Source organism: Alkalicella caledoniensis, assembly GCF_014467015.1.
Lineage (GTDB): Bacteria > Bacillota > Proteinivoracia > Proteinivoracales > Proteinivoracaceae > Alkalicella > Alkalicella caledoniensis.
In genome coordinates this window covers 2,374,128-2,392,888 of sequence record NZ_CP058559.1, presented here as the reverse complement: position 1 = coordinate 2,392,888, position 18,761 = coordinate 2,374,128, and the positions used below count along the sequence as shown (strand labels likewise).

Annotated in this window: 20 protein-coding genes; 5 read left to right on the top strand and 15 right to left on the bottom strand. The window is 34.9% G+C overall.

From position 1 onward, the window contains the following. Nucleotides 1-84 precede the first annotated feature (84 nt). From HYG86_RS11815 to deoD, 10 genes are all read right to left on the bottom strand, one after another. The gene (locus HYG86_RS11815; protein ID WP_213165767.1) at nucleotides 85-270 is read right to left on the bottom strand and encodes a hypothetical protein; all 186 of its coding nucleotides are present in this window, start codon (nucleotides 268-270) and stop codon (nucleotides 85-87) included. Between the two features lie 43 nt (nucleotides 271-313). Further along, on the bottom strand, nucleotides 314-1,282 hold the full coding sequence (locus tag HYG86_RS11810; protein ID WP_213165766.1) for an aldo/keto reductase: 969 nt from the start codon (nucleotides 1,280-1,282) through the stop codon (nucleotides 314-316). Between the two features lie 284 nt (nucleotides 1,283-1,566). Next, nucleotides 1,567-2,532, bottom strand: coding sequence for a CPBP family intramembrane glutamic endopeptidase (locus tag HYG86_RS11805; protein WP_213165765.1), 966 nt, complete (start codon nucleotides 2,530-2,532; stop codon nucleotides 1,567-1,569). 59 nt (nucleotides 2,533-2,591) lie between these two features. Then, on the bottom strand, nucleotides 2,592-3,890 hold the full coding sequence (locus tag HYG86_RS11800; RefSeq protein WP_213165764.1) for an alpha/beta hydrolase family protein: 1,299 nt from the start codon (nucleotides 3,888-3,890) through the stop codon (nucleotides 2,592-2,594). A 147-nt stretch (nucleotides 3,891-4,037) separates the two neighbouring features. Beyond that, complete coding sequence (locus HYG86_RS11795; RefSeq protein WP_213165763.1) at nucleotides 4,038-5,168, bottom strand: hypothetical protein; 1,131 nt, start codon at nucleotides 5,166-5,168, stop codon at nucleotides 4,038-4,040. A gap of 1 nt (nucleotide 5,169) precedes the next feature. Further along, entirely contained in the window at nucleotides 5,170-6,036 is an 867-nt protein-coding gene (locus HYG86_RS11790) for an ABC transporter ATP-binding protein (protein ID WP_213165762.1), read from the bottom strand. A 23-nt stretch (nucleotides 6,037-6,059) separates the two neighbouring features. Next, entirely contained in the window at nucleotides 6,060-6,863 is an 804-nt protein-coding gene (locus HYG86_RS11785) for a hypothetical protein (protein WP_213165761.1), read from the bottom strand. Then, nucleotides 6,835-7,419, bottom strand: coding sequence for an RNA polymerase sigma factor (locus tag HYG86_RS11780; RefSeq protein WP_213165760.1), 585 nt, complete (start codon nucleotides 7,417-7,419; stop codon nucleotides 6,835-6,837). Before HYG86_RS11780 ends, HYG86_RS11785 begins: the two co-directional genes overlap by 29 nt. A 159-nt stretch (nucleotides 7,420-7,578) precedes the next feature. Beyond that, complete coding sequence (locus HYG86_RS11775) at nucleotides 7,579-8,640, bottom strand: serine hydrolase domain-containing protein (protein ID WP_213165759.1); 1,062 nt, start codon at nucleotides 8,638-8,640, stop codon at nucleotides 7,579-7,581. 188 nt (nucleotides 8,641-8,828) lie between these two features. Then, the gene (gene deoD, locus HYG86_RS11770) at nucleotides 8,829-9,542 is read right to left on the bottom strand and encodes a purine-nucleoside phosphorylase (RefSeq protein ID WP_213165758.1); all 714 of its coding nucleotides are present in this window, start codon (nucleotides 9,540-9,542) and stop codon (nucleotides 8,829-8,831) included. Nucleotides 9,543-9,867: 325 nt separating this feature from the next. On the opposite strand from deoD, the gene zupT reads away from it, so the two are divergent. Continuing rightward, a complete protein-coding gene (gene zupT / locus HYG86_RS11765; RefSeq protein WP_213165757.1) occupies nucleotides 9,868-10,665 on the top strand; it encodes a zinc transporter ZupT in 798 nt (265 codons plus the stop codon). Between the two features lie 134 nt (nucleotides 10,666-10,799). Here zupT and HYG86_RS11760 read toward each other — a convergent pair whose 3' ends face one another. From HYG86_RS11760 to HYG86_RS11740, 5 genes are all read right to left on the bottom strand, one after another. Next, the gene (locus tag HYG86_RS11760) at nucleotides 10,800-11,456 is read right to left on the bottom strand and encodes an epoxyqueuosine reductase (RefSeq protein ID WP_213165756.1); all 657 of its coding nucleotides are present in this window, start codon (nucleotides 11,454-11,456) and stop codon (nucleotides 10,800-10,802) included. A 49-nt stretch (nucleotides 11,457-11,505) separates the two neighbouring features. After that, a complete protein-coding gene (locus HYG86_RS11755; protein ID WP_213165755.1) occupies nucleotides 11,506-12,279 on the bottom strand; it encodes a DUF2087 domain-containing protein in 774 nt (257 codons plus the stop codon). A gap of 211 nt (nucleotides 12,280-12,490) precedes the next feature. Then, complete coding sequence (locus HYG86_RS11750) at nucleotides 12,491-13,513, bottom strand: DUF362 domain-containing protein (protein WP_213165754.1); 1,023 nt, start codon at nucleotides 13,511-13,513, stop codon at nucleotides 12,491-12,493. A gap of 333 nt (nucleotides 13,514-13,846) precedes the next feature. Further along, on the bottom strand, nucleotides 13,847-14,386 hold the full coding sequence (locus HYG86_RS11745; RefSeq protein ID WP_213165753.1) for a helix-turn-helix domain-containing protein: 540 nt from the start codon (nucleotides 14,384-14,386) through the stop codon (nucleotides 13,847-13,849). 11 nt (nucleotides 14,387-14,397) lie between these two features. Next, nucleotides 14,398-14,547 (bottom strand): hypothetical protein, encoded by a 150-nt coding sequence (locus HYG86_RS11740; RefSeq protein WP_213165752.1) that lies wholly within the window; start codon nucleotides 14,545-14,547, stop codon nucleotides 14,398-14,400. Between the two features lie 331 nt (nucleotides 14,548-14,878). On the opposite strand from HYG86_RS11740, the gene HYG86_RS11735 reads away from it, so the two are divergent. The 4 genes from HYG86_RS11735 to HYG86_RS11720 all read left to right on the top strand — a co-directional run bounded on the left by HYG86_RS11735 (nucleotide 14,879) and on the right by HYG86_RS11720 (nucleotide 18,674). Beyond that, complete coding sequence (locus HYG86_RS11735; protein ID WP_213165751.1) at nucleotides 14,879-16,636, top strand: aldehyde ferredoxin oxidoreductase C-terminal domain-containing protein; 1,758 nt, start codon at nucleotides 14,879-14,881, stop codon at nucleotides 16,634-16,636. Between the two features lie 185 nt (nucleotides 16,637-16,821). Continuing rightward, nucleotides 16,822-17,154: a MoaD/ThiS family protein gene (locus HYG86_RS11730; RefSeq protein ID WP_213165750.1), complete on the top strand. Its 333-nt coding sequence runs from the start codon at nucleotides 16,822-16,824 to the stop codon at nucleotides 17,152-17,154. 25 nt (nucleotides 17,155-17,179) lie between these two features. Next, a complete protein-coding gene (locus tag HYG86_RS11725) occupies nucleotides 17,180-18,373 on the top strand; it encodes a tungsten cofactor oxidoreductase radical SAM maturase (RefSeq protein ID WP_213165749.1) in 1,194 nt (397 codons plus the stop codon). A 76-nt stretch (nucleotides 18,374-18,449) separates the two neighbouring features. Next, nucleotides 18,450-18,674 carry a MoaD/ThiS family protein gene (locus HYG86_RS11720; RefSeq protein WP_213165748.1) on the top strand — a complete coding sequence of 75 codons (225 nt, stop codon included), beginning with the start codon at nucleotides 18,450-18,452 and terminating at the stop codon, nucleotides 18,672-18,674. The last annotated feature ends 87 nt before the right edge of the window (nucleotides 18,675-18,761 follow it).

Here is an 18,761-nt window from a genome sequence, read left to right as displayed (position 1 = left end):
TACATCTCTCCTCTTATTTTTTTATTCTAGCCTTTGACTCTACATTTTTAAAAACATTCTCCTTTAGACTATTCAGTCTAGTATTCAATGTTTAGAAACTATATTTTTATGGTCATTCAACATAATCGCCTCTATATTGTAGAGTAAGCACTCTATTAAGGATATATTAACATCTATTACTATATATTGCAAGGGCTTGTTATAAATTTTAGCTAACCCACTGAAAAACAATTTGACAAACTTTGCCCTTACAGGTAGTAAGTTCTGCAATGGAAAAAACCTCCTCGAGATTTCCAAGGAGGTTGCGTTTTTTCTATCTAAATCCATATTGTTGATGTGGTACATTAGGTTCTTCTAAATAATGAATCTCCTCTTTTGTTAATTTTACTTCCATTGCTTTTAATGCTTCTTCAACATATCCAATTTTAGAAGCTCCTACCAGTGGTGATGTAATATAAGGCTTAGAGAAAACCCAAGCTAACGCTACCTGGCTTGGTGTAATATTACGTTTTTCAGCAATCTCATGAACGCGTCTAATTATTTCCCTATCCTTTTCTAATTGATATTCATTTTGTAATTTCCCTACTCCGTCAGTTCTAGGTGCGTCAGGAGATTTCACTAAGGCTCCATGTGCCAATGGCGACCAAGGTGTAATGGCGATACCTTCATATTGACACATGGGTATCATTTCTTTTTCTTCCTCACGGTATAGCAGGTTATACATATCCTGCATGCTGATGAATTTTGCCCATCCATTTTTTTCGGCGATGCTGTTAGCTTTAATAAATTGCCATGCATACATACTTGAAGCTCCAATATATCTAACTTTACCCATTCGCACTAAATCATTTAATGCTTCCATCACTTCTTCAATGGGTGTTGTATAGTCCCAGCGATGAATAATGTATAGATCAAGGTAGTCAGTTTGTAATCTCTCTAATGTTTTATCAATTTCTGTGAAAATAGCTTTTCTTGATAAACCCTTTGCATTGGCACCATCAAACATGGGGTAGTACAATTTTGAAGCTATCACTACCTCATCACGATTTGCAAAATCCTTCAGGGCTCTACCAAGAATTTCTTCACTGGCGCCTAAAGAGTAATAATTAGCTGTATCGAAGAAGTTTATGCCATTACCTAAAGCATATTTAATAATTTCTCTTGCTTCTTCTTCCCCTGTCTTGCCAGGCACACCACCCCGATCAAGTTCTCCAAAACCCATACATCCTAAACAAATTTTTGAAACCTTTAAACCTGTCTTTCCTAAATTCACATATTGCATAGTAGTTCCTCCTCGTATATCTGCTTTTATATAAACAAGTTTAACACTTGGAGTACACTCCATGTCAATACAATCCAGTAGTGACATGTTGATAATACATTAGGAATACTGAATGATTATTGCAATCTAATTGCATTTTTTTCACTTCAGTTATACTTATACTACTGACTATAAAATATCACATATACCAGGCAAAAACTACCGATTCATCTCCCTCCTACGCTCTCACTTTGTGAGTAAGGAAGGCTAAGAAGAGGAGACTTCATGGTTTTTTAGGTAAAATTTTAATATGTCATATTAATTACTCCAGATGCCCTCAGTATAAAGAGAGCAACTGAAATTACGAATGGTGGGATAATAAATAGTAATCCTCTCTTCTTTTCTTCCAATGATAAACAAGGACTGTCTCCTTTAATCGGATAGTCAGATATGCCTCTTAGCTTATTAAATAATAAAACACAGAGAATAGCGCTAATAGTAAATAAAAGAAGTAGCACCCAGTAACTGTTAAAAAACAATAGCTCTAATTCTGAAATACCATTGTACTGAGATGTTGCTACTTCTTTTCCTTGAAAGTATGAGTATACTACAAAGACTGTATTATTGAGTATATGCATTATAATCCCTGGTATAATCGACCTTGTGTAATGTGTAACCAATCCAAAAAGTACTGCAAAGAAGAATAATGTTATTAACCTGTAAGGATTATTATGATAAATCGCAAAATAAATAGCCGAAAGGGTAATAGCAAAATAAGGGTTTATCCCCTCCATACCTCTTAATAATAAACCCCTGTAAAACAATTCTTCAGCTATAGGGATTAGTATTCCAATTATAGCAACTAATACTAAGCATGCTACTAGATTATCTGCAATTATATAATCATTCATTTTAAAGCTAATTCCAAAATTCTTAAGTATAGCATCCTGTGTTACTATTATCACTGAAGCCATTATATTAAATGTTATAAAGATGCCCAAAGTAAGAAGTAGTTGTTTTTTGTTTATGCTATTTAATCTAAATATTTTATTTATCTCTAGTTTACGTAGAGCAGCATAATGAACACATGGAAATAAATGTGTCACCATATGACTAAAGATTACTATCACCGAAAATATTGCTATATTACTAACTGTCTGAACACTAGGATTGAAATATCCTCCTAGAAAATACTCTATAGCATTCCATATTATATAGTAAAGTAAAAGTACTCCCCCTATATACAAATGATTCCTTTCTATTTCTTTCATCCCTATTTTAAATCCCCTTTCTGCAAATGGGAAATTCAGCAGCTTATTAACAAAACTAACTAATAACTGCCACCTAAATCGAACTCCCCTTGCCCTTTTAGATATGAGTTAAAGAATTCTAGACTCACTTCGTTTATAATTTCTAAAACATACTTTACATCAGTGGTTGATTTAAAACCATTTAAAACCCTTGAAAGAATAGGACTTAATAGCCCAAGATCCGAGAGGGTAAAATGACCTGCCCCACTGATATAAATATTATAAGCTACTCCATCTGTTTCTGATAGTAAATTATAGTTTTGTTTGTATTGTGGCCATTTTTCTAGATGATTCCATGAGCTATCTGAGTATATATTTAACACAGGTATGGGATATATATCGTCTGTAAAAACGAACTGACCGTCTTTGACTCCCAAGATATCACCCATAAAAGGTGATTCCAAAGCGATTACTGCCTTAATATCAGTCCTAGTTCTACCTATAGCTAAGGCAGCTGAACCACCTAAAGAGTGACCCATTACCCCAATGTTTTCTATATCCACCAACTCATAAATTGCTTCATCCTGTGTACCTGTAGCTTTTGAAATGATATAGTCTATGACAAAATTTATATCACCCGTCCGCACATTCATCCATTTCTGGTAGTACTCATGGCTTTGCTGAGGATTTGCTTTTGCATCTTCTACATTAAGTTCCTTCATATAGTTTCTATCAATTAATATGGCTTTCCCATCATCAGTAGTGAATAAGCTATGGTAAGTATGGTCAATAGAAGCAACAATGTATCCATGACTGGCTAGTTCATTGTAAAGGGACTCATTGCTGGTTTTAGTACTTATGCCTCCATGTGAAAAAATAATGAGGGGGTAAGTACCTTCCCCATTTTCAGGATACCAAAATCCCACATTTAGCTTTCTATTATCACCAGTTTCAGTAAATGTTTCAACTCGATTTTCATCTATATATATATATTGAACTGTGGATACCTCATAGCTCCCTGTGGTAGGTAAAATATCATATTGAGGAAATAGTATTGCTGGCAAAGTTGCTATAAAGAAAAAAATAACCCTTACTATTGTGTTACGGATAATTATTGAAGGTTTAAAAGAACCTTTGATTCCACTTTTTCTTGAAATTGTAACTAAACCCCTTAATCCCATGGCAAATAAAAAAACAGTTATGAAGTAATAACGAAAGCTCCACTGGATAACTTGCAATGGAATTAATATGGCAAACAACACTAAGGTCATTATTCTTATAATACCTTTTACTTTCTGTTGCTGAGATTGACTGATTACACAATATATAAGTAGAGCAATCTCAATAAGTAATCCAGTCAAAAAAATTATAATCCCCATTTCAAACCTCCCCTCTTCAGCCAAGAAATAGCTAAAAACATATTTATGACATATCAATCTTTCTATTTTATGTATTGATTCTCCTTCTTTTATAAAAATAAAAAGAATGCCTCTATTAAGGGGCATTCTTTCTGTTATCAAAAGTGTCTATGTCAAGTACTGTTGTCTACCTTTATATACTACCAGGAAAGTACTCAATACAAACACTACAAATAGCCAGAAAACCAAAACGACAGGATAGTGTATGACAGCTCCAAATATAATTTTGGGGTTATACTCAATAAAGCTAGAAAAGAAGTTATTGACCAATATCCTAATACTAAAATTATTTATTATTGTGATCCTTACGGCCTCAGCAACTATATTTAATAAAACCATTACTACAATTGCGCGCAGGGTTTTCTTAGTGAATAAACTTATCCCTAAGGTCAGTATAGATAATACCGCTGCTGCTAGCAAAGTAAAGAGAAAGAATATTACCAATTGGGTAATCGGTGTTGCATTATTTAAATATATAAAACCCATCTGTGATAACCTTCCTTGATATCCATTTATCCCATGTAGCCATAGTTTCATAGCAACCTCAGAAATAAAAAAGGAGGATAGTATTAGTGTTGAAAATATCACAGCAGCAATTACCCTCGCATGGACTAGCTTACTTTTTCCGTACTTTGTGCTTAGTGTTAATGAAGCAACACCACTGGTATAATCTTCTCCAAAAACCGAAGTCATTGAAATTATTATAACAACCATAAGAAACATGAGGAAATTTTGCTGAAAAATATAGTCCCAACCCATTATAAAAAATCTATCGTTTTTTACATTTTCAGTTATACTTAAATAGCCATTGAGCTCTATATATTCTTTGGAGTTAGGCTCTAGGGTTGTTAATGTGTCTACTAATTCCTCCCTATTATCAAAAACCTTATCTTCATATTTAAAAGGAAAAAGTGGGTTGTCTATGTAGTTTATGTAGTCACTATACAGAAATCCCTTCAGTACCAACCTTGAACCCTCAGATTCACTTCTAACATTCTCCTTAGCTAATTCTATCTTTTTAATTTCTTCCTCCACCAACATCCTTTTTGGGGGTGTTACTTCTCCTTGTAAAAAGGATAGTTCCTCTCCCATGTTTTCCATATACATACTATAGTTCATATAACTATCATATTCATAGTTAACTATATATAAGTTAAGTAAAATTAACAATGTGGTGATGACAAATATATATTTCCTTTTCAAAAATCGCTTTAATTCCCATTTGACTAAAGTCCCCATTTTAAGCCCCTCCCCTTTCTAGATGATATAGGTATGCATCCTCTAGTGTCCCTTGTACTAGTTTCCCCTTTACATGTGTATCACTAATTATTCTTAGCTTTACTTTTCCATTGGTTTCTATTTCCCTTTTTGAAATTAGATATGTTCCATCATAATCTCCATACATATTCTCTTCTATACTAATTTCATAAACCTTGCCATTAACACTCTTCAATAATTCTTCTGGACAAAAAATGCCTTTAAGGTTCCCTTTATCCATAAGAATTATTTCTTTTGCAAGGCCTTCTATATCTGATACTATATGGGTTGATAAAATTATAATCTTATTCACAGAAATCCTTGATAAAAGGTTCTTAAAACGAATCCTCTCCATGGGATCCAGTCCTACTGTAGGCTCATCTAGTATTAGGATTTTAGGATCGTTCAGTAATGCCTGGGCAATTCCCAGCCGTCTTTTCATTCCACCTGAATACTTAGCTATCTTTTTCTTTTTTTCAAGGGTTAAGTTTACAAAATCTAAAGTATCCCGTACTCTTTCGTCTGCCTGCTCTTTTGTTAAACCTTTGAGAGCAGAAATATACTTCAAGAATTCCTCACCAGTAAAATGTTCGTAAAATCCCATTTCCTGTGGCAGGTACCCAAGCAATTCCCTATATCTCTCATTAAGATCTTCTTTACTCATACCATTAAAATAAATTCCCCCACTATCTTGAGGTAAAATATCACTAATTATTCTCATAAGTGTGGTTTTACCTGCTCCATTGGGCCCTACTAGTCCATATATGCCACCAAATAGTTTTAGCGAAACATTTTTTAGAATTACTTTGTTTTTATATGTTTTTGTAATATTACTCATCTGTAAATTCATAGTAATCCTCCCTATTATTTCTTTTACGTAACAATCTGAACAGTTACATCATAGTCACTCTTTGTTAGCTTTATTAGACAATAAATGAATAACCCTGTTGTCATTAAAGATCCAACAATATAGTTTATAGTTGATATTTTTTCCAACAGACTAAAGTACCAAGTGGAATACAACGGTCCGCCACTTATAGTTAACCACAATAGTATGGTAACAATTGAACCTACCAAACCCCTAGAATAGAACAAAACCCATAGACTTATGATACTAAGTACCCCAATGATAGATAATGACATGGAAAGATACTTAATAATATCAGTGCCTACTCCATTACTTAATCCCCATATACCCATGATTACTAAAATAATTAAAGATATACCATAGTTTATCAGTAACTTTGTAAACATCCTATTCTTCCAACTTCTTTTCAAACTAAGCTCTAATTCTAGCATTTTACTTCCCTTACTTTTGTTAAGACTTAAGAAACCTATTACTGTAGGTACTGCCGCGAGGCTTAAAAACATAGTTTCTGGCTTGTTTCCACCAGTCACCACTAATACCATAAACATAATCATTATTGCTACCAACCACTTTAACTGGAATTTATTAAAGTATGATAACTCAAGCTTCACTTCATTTATTATAAAACCTAATCTTTCAACAAAAGAAATTTTACTTGGCACGTACTGATACAAAGATTCTACACAATTATCGATCTGCCTCTTTTTAGGCTTATCTATTTGAAAGTGGTACAACTCTAAGGATTCTAATATTCCATCCAATTCTTCTTCAGAATACTCCCTATCTCTTTCCATTTGATCTTTTCTCAATTATATCTCCTCCCTTTAAATGTCTACGCAGTTTTTCAAGGGCCCTGTACAGTCTTGATTTTATTGTGGATTCATTGTTGCCTGTTATACCGCTTATCTCTTTAATAGTCATATCGTTATAATACTTAAGAATAACAATTTCCTTTTCTTGTTCCTTGAGACTATATATAGCTTTTTTTACTTCCTTGCTCTTTTCGTGAATTTCTAACATATTTATCATATTGTCATTGTTAATGTCATTATTGGATAGATACTCCATGTTATCGAAAGCTGTGCTTTTTCTGTTTTTTTCACTCCTAAAGTAATCCCTGATGTGATTCAATGCTATTTTAAGGAGCCAGTACTTGAAGCTATCAGTACCCACTCTATATTTATTTATATTCATCATCATTTTAACGAAAACTTCCTGTGTTAAATCACAAGCCAAATGATAGTCATTTACTTGCCGCATTGAATAACTATAAATAAGTTCATAATACCTATTCACAAGGACATCTAAAGAAGATTTGCTACCAGAAATTATCTCTTTCACTAGCTGATCATCTCCAAGGTGCACTCCCTCACCTCCCTTTCACAATATAAACGGGGAAAATGGAAAAATAGTTTCATTTTTAATAGTAACATAAAAAATATTTATGTTACTAGCTGAGAAAACTAAAAGACCTCAGCAATTTAATAAGCTAAGGTCTTTTAATATTGACATTTTACTGGTTTATTATAATACTGATTTAATTATCCTCAAAATTGCACTTCCTGCAACAGCATGCCCTGATCCGTTAATCTGGTTAGTGGTTCCTGTAAAGTATAGATCAGTTTCAGGGTTATACCACGCAAAGGAACCAGTTTGTCCCCAAAATCCTACTACCTCCGTTATAGGTTTAAAAGGTGATACTATTCTTGGAGTGAATAATTTCTCTAGACCTATACCGTAATAGAAAAGACTAGGTGGAGGCAATATTAAGTTCCATTTTTTTAGTCCTTCTATCTTCTCCTTTGGGAGAAAACGCCCCTTAAAAAACTCTTTTAGGAAAATCATTAACTCATCTACGGTTGAGACTATACCGCCCTCAGTTGAAACGGACGCCATGTAGTTAGGCAACCACAACTTTTGTGATTTATAGTAGAAAGGTACAGGCTTAGTATCGGAAATATCGTTATAAACATAGGATTTTTGTAAATTGAGCTCGTCAAAGATATAATCCTTAAATACTTCGCCTATGTTTTTACCTATAATTATCTCAATAATTTTACCAAGGATCTGATAGTTAGTATCGGAATATGCCGCTTTCCCCTTTTTTCCTGGAGCAAAGTTGGGTGTTAATTTCTTTACTGTTTCAATGGTTTTTTCTACATCCCAAGATTCATCTTGCCCTGTTAGTAATTGTGATGCAGATGTTTTCTTGTTATGTTCTTTATGAAAAAAGTAATCTGGCAAGCCTGAGGTATTTGAAATAAGGTGTTTAACAGTTATTTCATTGGAGTACTCTACTCCTTTAAGTACATGAAGCCCCTGCATGTACTCATTAGGCAAATACTTACCGATTTTGTCTTCTAGTTTTAGTTTCCCTTCCTCCACAAGACCCATGACAACTGCAGTAACATATAGTTTTGTAACACTTGCGATCATGAACTGGCTATCCCTTTGCATCTCCCCAGCAGCTCCTGTCCAAGAAAAAGAACCATCACCACTTTCAACACAAAATACCGCACTATAAACATCCTTTTTGTTTATGATATTAGATAAACACTTATCAAGTAATTCTTCTTTAATTCTCACCTAAAACTTCCCCTCCTAAATATAAACAGATGCAATATTTCACCACACAAAGATTATAATCTTCAGTGCACTTATTTTCAATATATTGCCGCATTATTTAATATATTGTTAATTAAATCCCTTTTCTTGTATTTCTACCAATCTTATCATTAAAAAAATCCTCCATTAGGAGGATTTTTAAATGATATCTACTCTGCCATTTCCAATGCTATCTTCATCATGTTAGTGAATGCATTTTGTCTCTCTTCGGAAGTTGTGGCTTCATGGGTTGCTAAGTTGTCTGATACAGTAAGTAAACATGCTGCATTTTTCCCAAGCACCTGTGCATTATGGAAAAGGGCAAAAGCTTCCATTTCTACAGCTACGCAGCCATGCTTATGGTGGATTTCTTTATATTCTTCAAAGTTTTCTCTATAGAATACATCAGAGGAGTGAATTCTCTCTATATGCATTGGGATTTCTAACTCCTCAGCATATTCCATAAGTCTTTGGTTTAGCTCAGGGGTACCTTCAACCACATCACTTTCATATCCACTTTGTACTTTAGCGAAACTTGACTCACTCCAAACATCCTTGGCCAAAATTACATCATATAGTTTTACATCTGGAGTGTAGCCTCCACAAGACCCGATTCGTATAATATTTTCTACATCGTAAAATTTATAAAGTTCATAGGAATAGATTCCTATACTAGGCATTCCCATACCACTTGCCATAACGGAAATTCTTCTCCCCTTATAGGTCCCGGTATATCCCAAAACATTTCGAACACCGTTAAACTGTGTTACATCTTCTAAAAATGTATCAGCTATAAACTTAGCCCGTAAGGGATCTCCAGGCATTAAAACTGTTTTTGCAATTTCATCCTTATTTTTTGATTCTATATGTGGTGTTGGTATCATTTATATTTCCTCCTTTTGGAATTTCACATTTTAATATTTATATTATATCACTAGTTATTTTCCATTACAAAAAGGAACTTATTCTTTTTCTATGACTATTAAGAATTTAACCCACTGTTGCTTTGGATTTGCCTCTGTTAGGGGCTTGTCACCTTTAGATTCAACTACTTTTTCCTTGCTTATGTCTTTCATTATACAATACTCCCGAAAAAAGATGGTTGAAAATAGTAGCCAACTTTTTTTTATTTCATATCATGTATTATGTTTAGGAAACTCTTTCCCCATAGAGTAAAACTTAACATGAAATTATTAGGGAGGTTGTGAGATGGGAGATTTATTATTTGCTTTTACTATAACATTGTTGGCAGGACTTTCTACGGGTATTGGAAGCCTTATTGCATTATTTACCAAGAAAACTAACACAAAATTTCTTTCTATATCATTAGGATTTTCTGCTGGAGTAATGATATATGTATCAATGATAGAAATATTTTTTAAGGCCAATGAGTCCCTCGTTGAGGAACTAGGCTTAAGACTTGGTTCTATGGTTAATGTTATGGCCTTTTTTGGTGGTATGCTTTTTATTGGCTTAATTGATAAGCTAATCCCCTCTTTCGAAGAAGATGTAAAAAACGATAATAGTACTGGTAATAAGAAAAGTACCGATGAGAAACGTTTGCTTAGAATGGGGATGTTCACAGCTTTAGCTGTTGCTATTCATAATTTTCCTGAGGGATTTGCAACATTAATATCAACTCTTAAAGATCCTGCTTTAGGTATTAGTATTGGAATAGCTATTGCTCTTCATAATATTCCAGAAGGTATTGCAGTGTCTATTCCGATATATTATGCCACAGGAAGTAGATTAAAAGCCTTCTTGTACTCTTTCTTCTCCGGATTGGCAGAACCAGTGGGAGCATTGGTTGGTTACTTAATCTTAGCTCCCTTTATGACAGAAGTAATTTTTGGTATTGTTTTTGCTGGCGTAGGAGGAATTATGGTTTATATTTCATTGGATCAGCTATTACCTGCTGCAAGGGAATATGGTGATCACCACCTTTCAGTATATGGAACAATTGCAGGAATGATCGTGATGGCCATTAGCCTTGTTCTTTTGGCATAAATGGTTAGAAATTATTTCAAGAAACCAAATTACTCGTGGGCGATGATTTAAGGGTTTAGATTTCAAAATATGAATATAGAAAAAAGGCACGCATATAGTGTGCCTTTTTAGGTTTATTAACTTCTACACCTTTACTACTTCTTAAATCCAGCATATTTTATTGTCCATGGACAATTTATCATACACTTTAAGGCACAGGAACACCTAAAAACATCTACAAGGTTTTCTCTACCATCCCTTTGAGTCCACTGATTTCCACGAATAGCTTGTGCTGGACAAACTCTTTTACAGATTTCACATTTACCACACTTTGAATCAATAATGGGATATTTTTCTCCTAAAATTGGTGCATCTGTCAACACAGTACACATACAAAATCCGCAACCATATTCTTCTGTTACAAGCAAATTGTTCTTACCAATAAACCCTAACCCTGCAAGTCGTGCTATGGTCTTGTGTGGCAAAACACTTGTTCTTGTATTTTTATCATAATTTCCCTTTAGTGAATTATTATTTTCTGATTGAGCATAGGCACCATAACCCTTTTGTTGAATGTAATCCTCGATCCATTCGGCAAGTTCATTCACTTTTTCGTCTTTTTCTAGGAACTCATCGTGTTCCACATGTACATTATTATAGATATTTGTAATAAACTCTTTCGATAACGCGATGCAGAATACAATGGCCTTAGTAAAGCCTTGGGTCTGTTGTTGTGGTAGTTCAGATATATCTACAAAACGAACAATGTTGGCTCCTTTTTCTTTCAAAATAGTCTTTAATTCAGTATCCATTTACAAACTCCCCTTCAATTCCCCTAATAAGTAGTAACTCTAGTTCACCCTACTCTATTACCCAATACTTACTCCCATCCTTTTCCCTATCTAAAAATCCATATTCTATAAGATACCTTCTAATTAACACATAGTCTCCGTAAATACTTTTTAGTACTTCATTTATTTCCTTTTCTGTATAGTTAACCCCTACATCAAAACCTTTAACTATATGTCGTAGTATGGCAATTTTTCTTTTTTCCTTTTTAACGGGAAAACTGCTTAAAGGCCCCTCTAGGCCATTTTTAAAATAAGTGTTTAGTATCTTTTCGTTTTCTTCTTCTGTAATAGCGTATCTTTCATCTATGACGGTAGCCCCCCTATGAATTGGTATAAATTCATCTTTTCCTTTTCCCTGGTCCCTAAGCTCTAAAAGCTTCATTATAGATAGAAATAGTTTCGCTTGCTTTTCCTTTTCTCGAAGTGTAAAACGATGATTCCTTATTGTAGATGTACTTCCACCTCCAAGTTCCTTTACAATTTCTGCATCAGTATAGCCGTTGTAGAACAAACCAAGCAATGTTTTTTGGTGATCAGTAAGACCTGTTAGTTTTTTATTTAAATTAAGCAGATAGTCAAACATCGATTTGTGCTCTTTAACTATGTGGATTCTTGTATATTTTTCTGCCTCATAGTACCCTTCATTATCATTATAAATTTTACCTTTAACAAAGGCTCCTCCGCATATTAGACATATAAACTCTTCCTTTTCTTTATCATAAATATATCCTTGAACAATTTCTTCAATTGAAGCTTGCCAAAACAATTGAGATAAATTTTCCATAAACATCATTCCTATCTGTTTGATTTATTTATAAACATTTTATATAATTGTTTATTCAATGTCAATGTTTTCATATAAAAAATCCATTAAAAAAAGAGCCATAAAGGCTCTCGAATGATATTGAATTCTTCATCAGGAACGGGCTAAAGCATTGGTTAGGGGTGGGTAGTATCCAGACAAAATAGCTATTGTTGAATCAAACAAGCTGCAGCTAATTAAGCTCGATAAGTTCGTACTCCATCATTCCAAGTCCAATCTTCTCTCCATGAACTAGGGATGCCCTACCTTTGTCAAATAGTTTTTCTCCACTGTTTTTTTGCACTAAATCTAGGCATGCTGTATCCAAAGCTATAGGGTCCTTTGATGCAAGAATACCAATATTGCCTGTAATAGGCTCCATGGGTGTACCAGCACAATCACATTCCTTTGTAATATTATGAACAAAGGTTATGTATATGATATCTTTATCTTTTGCTGCTCCATAGGCATACTCAGAGAGTTTCTCTAAGAAATGAGCTCCGCCCCATGTATTTTTAATTGCCCCTTCTGGGTAAACAGCAATACAGCCTGCACATCCTATACACTTATTCTGATCAATAATGGCAATATCCGGAGTTTCAATGGCGGCATAGTTACATTTTTCCACACAAATACCACAGGAAATACATTTTTCTGATGAAACTACAGGAGATATCCCTGAATGTTGCTCCAACTTTCCACCCCTAGCGGCAAAACCCATGGCAAGCTGCTTTAGTGCTCCACCGAATCCTGCAGCAACATGACCTTTAAAATGACTCATAACAATATACTGCTTGAATTGTCCAAAGCCCTTACCTATTTTACAGTTTTTGATATATTCTTTGTTTATTTCTACTTCATCGTATTGTGTCCCAATATCCCCGTCGGCTATTATAATTGGGATCTGTGTGAAGCCATGGGATTTTGCAGTTTCAATATGAGCATCTGTGGTAGTTCTTGATCCCCTATATAGTACGTTAGTTTCTATATAAGATGGAGATACTCCTTGTTCCTTGAGATAACTTATTGTTTCATCATAGCATTTCGCTGGTATAAAGGTTGTATTACCTTTTTCACCGAAATGAACCTTTATGGGTAATTCCTTCTCAAACTTATAATTAGTTTCCGAAACAACTTTTTTTAATAAGTCCAGAGCCTCTTTCCCCAGTTGATTATAGTCTGATTCTGAATTCTTAATAAAATAAACTTTACTCATGTTAGCACCTTCCATTCCTAGTAACTTAATAATTCATAATTTACCTATGAGAATTACCATCACTAATTTAGTATACCTTTTTTGAAAGAACATTTCTAAACAAACCTAAACATAACACTTGACTTGAATGTATTTGTCTGTGCGTTTCCCTTTACTAGTGTTGTTTGTTCTTTTTGTGAATTTCCTCTGTACCAGCCTCTATTGCCGTATCATAATACCATAGCTTATGATCCATTGTTTCCAACCTATCTTTTAACTTCAGTATAGTTTAGTAAAATTCTACTCATACAAAAAACTCCCTTCACGTAAAATGATAAGAGTTAATTTGCTTAATTATTCTAGTTTAACCCCTATAATCCCGATTTTAACTTTTGCAGCGTATTTTAAATCATATGCTTGTAAACCTCCATTAATTGCCTTTGTTATGTCTACAATTTCTTTCTTTATATCTTCTTCATTGGCATACCAACCTAAAGTAGTAGTGTTTTCACCCCAAAAAGAAACTTTATCAACCCCATTTAGAACATACTTAGGTTCATCTTTACCTGCTAATATCACATTAGAGACACTTACTTTATGGCATGTCACTACAGTTTTACCATCAAATGTTCTAATTGATATTTTCCCTGTGGGGACCACATTTTTTTCTTTCCGCATTTCACTTTTTTCTTCACTTTCAATTCCTACTAATAGATAGTCTAAAGACACATTAAGATTCTTTGCAATCAAAATTATTTTCTCGGTTTCTGGGTAACCCCCACCCTGCTCCCACTTTGATACAGCTTGTCTGGAAACATTGATCTTCTCAGCTAACTGTTCCTGAGAAAGACCTCTCTCTTTTCTCAGTTTTCTCAAATTTTCGCCAAAACTCATTTTCCTCCCCCTTACCTTGTATATAAAGTCTTTATACTAATTATCCTTCTATCTATGTAATAACTCAACCAACTTATCTTTGCTTTTAGGCAACTTGAGGTTGCATTTCTAGTATCTGATAGGATAACTAAGGTTTTCATCTGATTATACATCTTTTTCATAGTTTTTATTCAGTAGATTATATAACCTTTTTATAGAGAATTATAATGTATTTTTGACAGCCTTTCAATCTAGCATTTTTTAGTATCATGCTAAACTACTGAAGTATGGGTGTTATAAATTGATACATTGTTCCAAAATAGAGCAATTTTCCTTTGATTTTTTGCTCCATTTAGGAACAGTTGATATAGTTATAATAAATGTCCTATTTACTTTAATAACAGAACACTGTATTCAAAGCATTCTTATTTTCCCTCCAACCTCCTTCTTTTGGCACATTTATTGCAATGTTTTAACTATGAGAACAAAATTATCTAAAGGGGGTTTAATATAATGAACAAATTTATCAGAATTGACATGACTTCATTAAAAGTCTCTACCGAAGAAGTACCTGCTAAATATGCAGGATTAGGCGGACGTGCTCTTACTTCTAATTTTATTGCTGATGAAGTAAAACCTACTTGCCATGCATTAGGAAAAAACAACAAAATAATTTTTGCACCTGGGTTATTAAGCGGTACTAGTGCACCAAACTCAGGACGTCTCTCTGTAGGTGCTAAAAGTCCACTAACAGGCACTATTAAAGAAAGTAACACTGGTGGTTCTTTCTCTCAAAAAATGGCTAAAATGGGTATTAAAGCCCTGGTAATCGAAGGAATGCCTACAGATGACAAGTTTTATGTAATCAAGGTAGATGTGAATGGAGTCACTATTGATGAAGCTCCAACGGAAATCATTGGAGGATGTGGTAACTACGAAGCTATCAAAATATTAAGCGAAAAGTATGGAGAAAAAGTTGGTGTTGGTATCACTGGGCCCGCAGGAGAACACCGCTTACCCTCTGCCAATATTTCTTTCAAAGATCCAGAAGGCAACATTCGTAGTGCAGGTCGTGGGGGCTTAGGAGCAGTTTTAGGTTCTAAGAAAATAAAAGCGGTTGTAATTGATGATACTGGCGCTGCTAAAGTCTCTATAGCCGACCCAGAGAAATTCAAAGCAGCTTCTAAAGTGTTTGCTAAGGCATTATTAGATCATCCAGTTGCTGGCCAAGGTCTAGCCGCGTACGGTACTAACGTATTAGTTAATATCTTAAACGAAGCTGGTGGTTTACCAGCCAATAACTTTACAGCTGGACGCATCGAGCACAACGACAATATTTCTGGTGAAACATTAAATGCTACTATCACAGAACGTGGCGGAGAAGGCAAAGTGTCCCATGGCTGTCATGCCGGCTGTGTCATCAGGTGTTCTCAATGGTACCCAGACAAAGATGGTAAATATATAACCAGTGGTTTCGAATATGAAACTATTTGGGGACTTGGTGCAGATGCTGGTATTCAAAACTTAGATGATATTGCTTATTGCGACCGTGAAATGGACGATATCGGTATTGATAGTATAGAAACTGCAGTTGCTATAGCTACTGCTATGGAGGGTGGCTTACTACCTTGGGGCGATGGTAAAGCTGCTTTAGAAGCAATTAAAGAAATCCGCAAGCCTACTCCTTTAGGGAGGCTTATAGGCAGTGGTACCGCTGTGGTAGGTAAAGCCTGTGGACTTTACAGAACTCCTGTAGTAAAGGACCAAGCTATCCCAGCTTATGACCCACGTCCAATTAAGGGTATTGGCTTAACATATGCTACAACTCCTATGGGAGCTGATCATACTGCAGGTTACTGTATTTCAGGCAACATACTAAAGATAGGCGCAGATATAGATCCACTTAAAAAAGAGGGTCAAATCGAATATTCCCGTGCTATGCAAATAGGAACAGCTGCTGTTGATAGCACAGGTATGTGTTTATTCGTATATTTTGGTGTTGCTGATAATCCTGGAGGATATCAAGCTCTAATCGACATGATTAATGCTCAATATGGCATTAACTTAACTTCCGAAGATGTTGATAAACTTGGCGAGTCTGTACTTAAAGTTGAACGTAAATTCAACAAAGCTGCTGGCTTTACTAACGCCCATGACAGATTGCCTGAATTCTTCGAGTATGAGCCATGTCCTCCACATAATGCAGTTTGGGACTTTACTCCTGAAGAAATCGATCAAGTATATAATTTTGAAAACGAAGATAACGAATAGTCTAGTTCTATTTTAGCAAAAACACAATGTATTTCTAAAATACTACCTAATTTACTGAAGCCAGACCTAGGTCTGGCTTCAGTTTTATAACCTTTCCAGCTAAGACTGTATGTTCATTTTGTGCAGTCCTTAGCATAAAATTATTTACTTTGAAAATTAGATTTAATCTTATAGGAGGTTATCTTATGGCTGAAGAAGATAAAAAGACCATTGAGGTTAGAGGGTTTCTTCATTTAGATGCGTTCCTTCGAAAGAAATATGGTTCGATGCCTGTAATAATAAATTTAGAAGGGCCTATGGAAGGTACAGAACTAGCCCACAAAATGGGGGTTTCTTGGGATGAAGTTGAAGTCATTTTTGTCAATGGATTTGTTCAAGCATTAGATTATGTTATTCACCCTGGCGACAGGGTCGCCTTCCTCCCTCCAGGATGTCCTGGCCCATACCGGATAGCCATGGGATTTTACAGTAAAAACCAAGGGAATCCCGCAGCTTTTAAAATAAAAGGCAGGGAATAGTTATCAACGCAATGGGGGTGGCGCTATGAAGAAAAAAATCAATAGTCTAGACACTAGCTTGTTTTCTACAGGAGAAAAATCAAAGATTGAAAAAGATGGCAGTATTAAATTGCCTTTAGAAAAAGAGCAAGAAGTTCTAATTATTACTACGGAGGATGGGTACCGATTAGTTCCCTTACAACCTGACATAAAAAGAGTTTATATTGAGGTAACAACAAAATGCAACTTTGATTGCATCACTTGTATCCGTAGTTCATGGCATGATTCTGAGCTACATATGGAGTGGAGTACCTTTGTAAATATTTTAAAAAGCCTTAAAGAATTACCAAAGTTAGAATCTGTTCATTTTGGTGGATTTGGCGAACCTATGATGCACCCCAGAATTTTTGATATGTTAAGAGAAGTAAAAGCCCTTGGTGTAAAAGTAGAGATGATTACCAATGGTTCTTACTTGGCAAAAGAGAATATTAAACAGTTAATCGACCTAGAGCTGGATGTACTCTTTACTTCCTTAGATAGTCCCGAAGAGGAAGAATACAACTCCATCCGCCAAGGTGCCGACTTCCAGAGTGTTTCAGGAAATATTGCCCAGTTGCAAGCAATGAAAAGAAAACTAAAGTCTAGAAATCCAGAGCTAGGTATTGAGTTTGTGGCCATGAAAAAAAACTACAATAGTTTACCTAAGTTAATCCGCATGGCCTATGAGCTAGGGGCAAGTCAAATTATTGTAAGCAATTTGATTCCTTACCATGAGTCTATGAAGGATGAAATTGTATATGACATGGATGATACTGGTCGTATGTTTGGTAACGACTCCCTACTAACCACTATCAAAGCCCAGATGTCTAATATGAAGTTGAGAACAGAGCGCAGCTGTAAGTTTGTAAAAGATAATACGTTATCTATCAATTATCTAGGAGAAGTTAGTCCGTGTTATGCTCTTATGCATTCTTACCATTGTTATATTTATGGAAGGAAAAAAGAAATTTTTCCCTGTTATGTGGGTAATGTTAATAATACCAGCCTACAAAACATCTGGATGGACTCTGGATATGTCAACTTTAGAAGAGCCGTAAACGAAAACCACTTTCCTTCTTGTACAGACTGTAGAGCCTTAGAAGGGTGTACTTATACAGATACTAACGAAATGGATTGCTGGGGAAATAGCCCTTCCTGTGGAGAATGTCTATGGGCCAGACGAATTATTGCTTGTCCATAGCATAGTTGATTTTAGGGACTACCTTCTTTACTAGCAGTAGCATAGCTAGTATAGTGTGAATATGGGAGGTGAATATATGCAGATTAAAGTAAAGTTATTTGCAACTTTCAGAATCAATCGCCATAAGGAAATGGTGTTAGACTTAAAACAAGGAACTACACCTAAAGAAGTGATAGAATCTTTAGATATCCCCGTAAAAGAGGTAGCAATCATCATGATAAACGGCCGGCACCAGAAGCTAGACACAATCTTGCAGGATAGTGATACCTTGGCCCTTTTCCCTCCAGTTGGGGGAGGCTAATAATTTTGAGAGGTTTAAGCTTTCCTTCAATTTGTCCATGGCAAAATTATCAAGAATAGCAATAGTATAAGTTTTTGAATACCCCCC

What these genes read in the sequence shown, in the direction of transcription:
- HYG86_RS11720 (WP_213165748.1), top strand. Translation starts at nt 18,450, where the DNA reads ATGCAGATTAAAGTAAAGTTATTTGCAACTTTCAGAATCAATCGCCAT.
- HYG86_RS11725 (WP_213165749.1), top strand. Translation starts at nt 17,180, where the DNA reads ATGAAGAAAAAAATCAATAGTCTAGACACTAGCTTGTTTTCTACAGGA.
- deoD (WP_213165758.1), bottom strand. Translation starts at nt 9,542, where the DNA reads ATGATACCAACACCACATATAGAATCAAAAAATAAGGATGAAATTGCA.
- HYG86_RS11745 (WP_213165753.1), bottom strand. Translation starts at nt 14,386, where the DNA reads ATGAGTTTTGGCGAAAATTTGAGAAAACTGAGAAAAGAGAGAGGTCTT.
- HYG86_RS11755 (WP_213165755.1), bottom strand. Translation starts at nt 12,279, where the DNA reads ATGGAAAATTTATCTCAATTGTTTTGGCAAGCTTCAATTGAAGAAATT.
- HYG86_RS11800 (WP_213165764.1), bottom strand. Translation starts at nt 3,890, where the DNA reads ATGGGGATTATAATTTTTTTGACTGGATTACTTATTGAGATTGCTCTA.
- HYG86_RS11795 (WP_213165763.1), bottom strand. Translation starts at nt 5,168, where the DNA reads ATGGGGACTTTAGTCAAATGGGAATTAAAGCGATTTTTGAAAAGGAAA.
- HYG86_RS11810 (WP_213165766.1), bottom strand. Translation starts at nt 1,282, where the DNA reads ATGCAATATGTGAATTTAGGAAAGACAGGTTTAAAGGTTTCAAAAATT.
- HYG86_RS11740 (WP_213165752.1), bottom strand. Translation starts at nt 14,547, where the DNA reads ATGAAAAAGATGTATAATCAGATGAAAACCTTAGTTATCCTATCAGAT.
- HYG86_RS11735 (WP_213165751.1), top strand. Translation starts at nt 14,879, where the DNA reads ATGAACAAATTTATCAGAATTGACATGACTTCATTAAAAGTCTCTACC.
- HYG86_RS11790 (WP_213165762.1), bottom strand. Translation starts at nt 6,036, where the DNA reads ATGAATTTACAGATGAGTAATATTACAAAAACATATAAAAACAAAGTA.
- HYG86_RS11760 (WP_213165756.1), bottom strand. Translation starts at nt 11,456, where the DNA reads ATGGATACTGAATTAAAGACTATTTTGAAAGAAAAAGGAGCCAACATT.
- HYG86_RS11750 (WP_213165754.1), bottom strand. Translation starts at nt 13,513, where the DNA reads ATGAGTAAAGTTTATTTTATTAAGAATTCAGAATCAGACTATAATCAA.
- HYG86_RS11730 (WP_213165750.1), top strand. Translation starts at nt 16,822, where the DNA reads ATGGCTGAAGAAGATAAAAAGACCATTGAGGTTAGAGGGTTTCTTCAT.
- zupT (WP_213165757.1), top strand. Translation starts at nt 9,868, where the DNA reads ATGGGAGATTTATTATTTGCTTTTACTATAACATTGTTGGCAGGACTT.
- HYG86_RS11805 (WP_213165765.1), bottom strand. Translation starts at nt 2,532, where the DNA reads ATGAAAGAAATAGAAAGGAATCATTTGTATATAGGGGGAGTACTTTTA.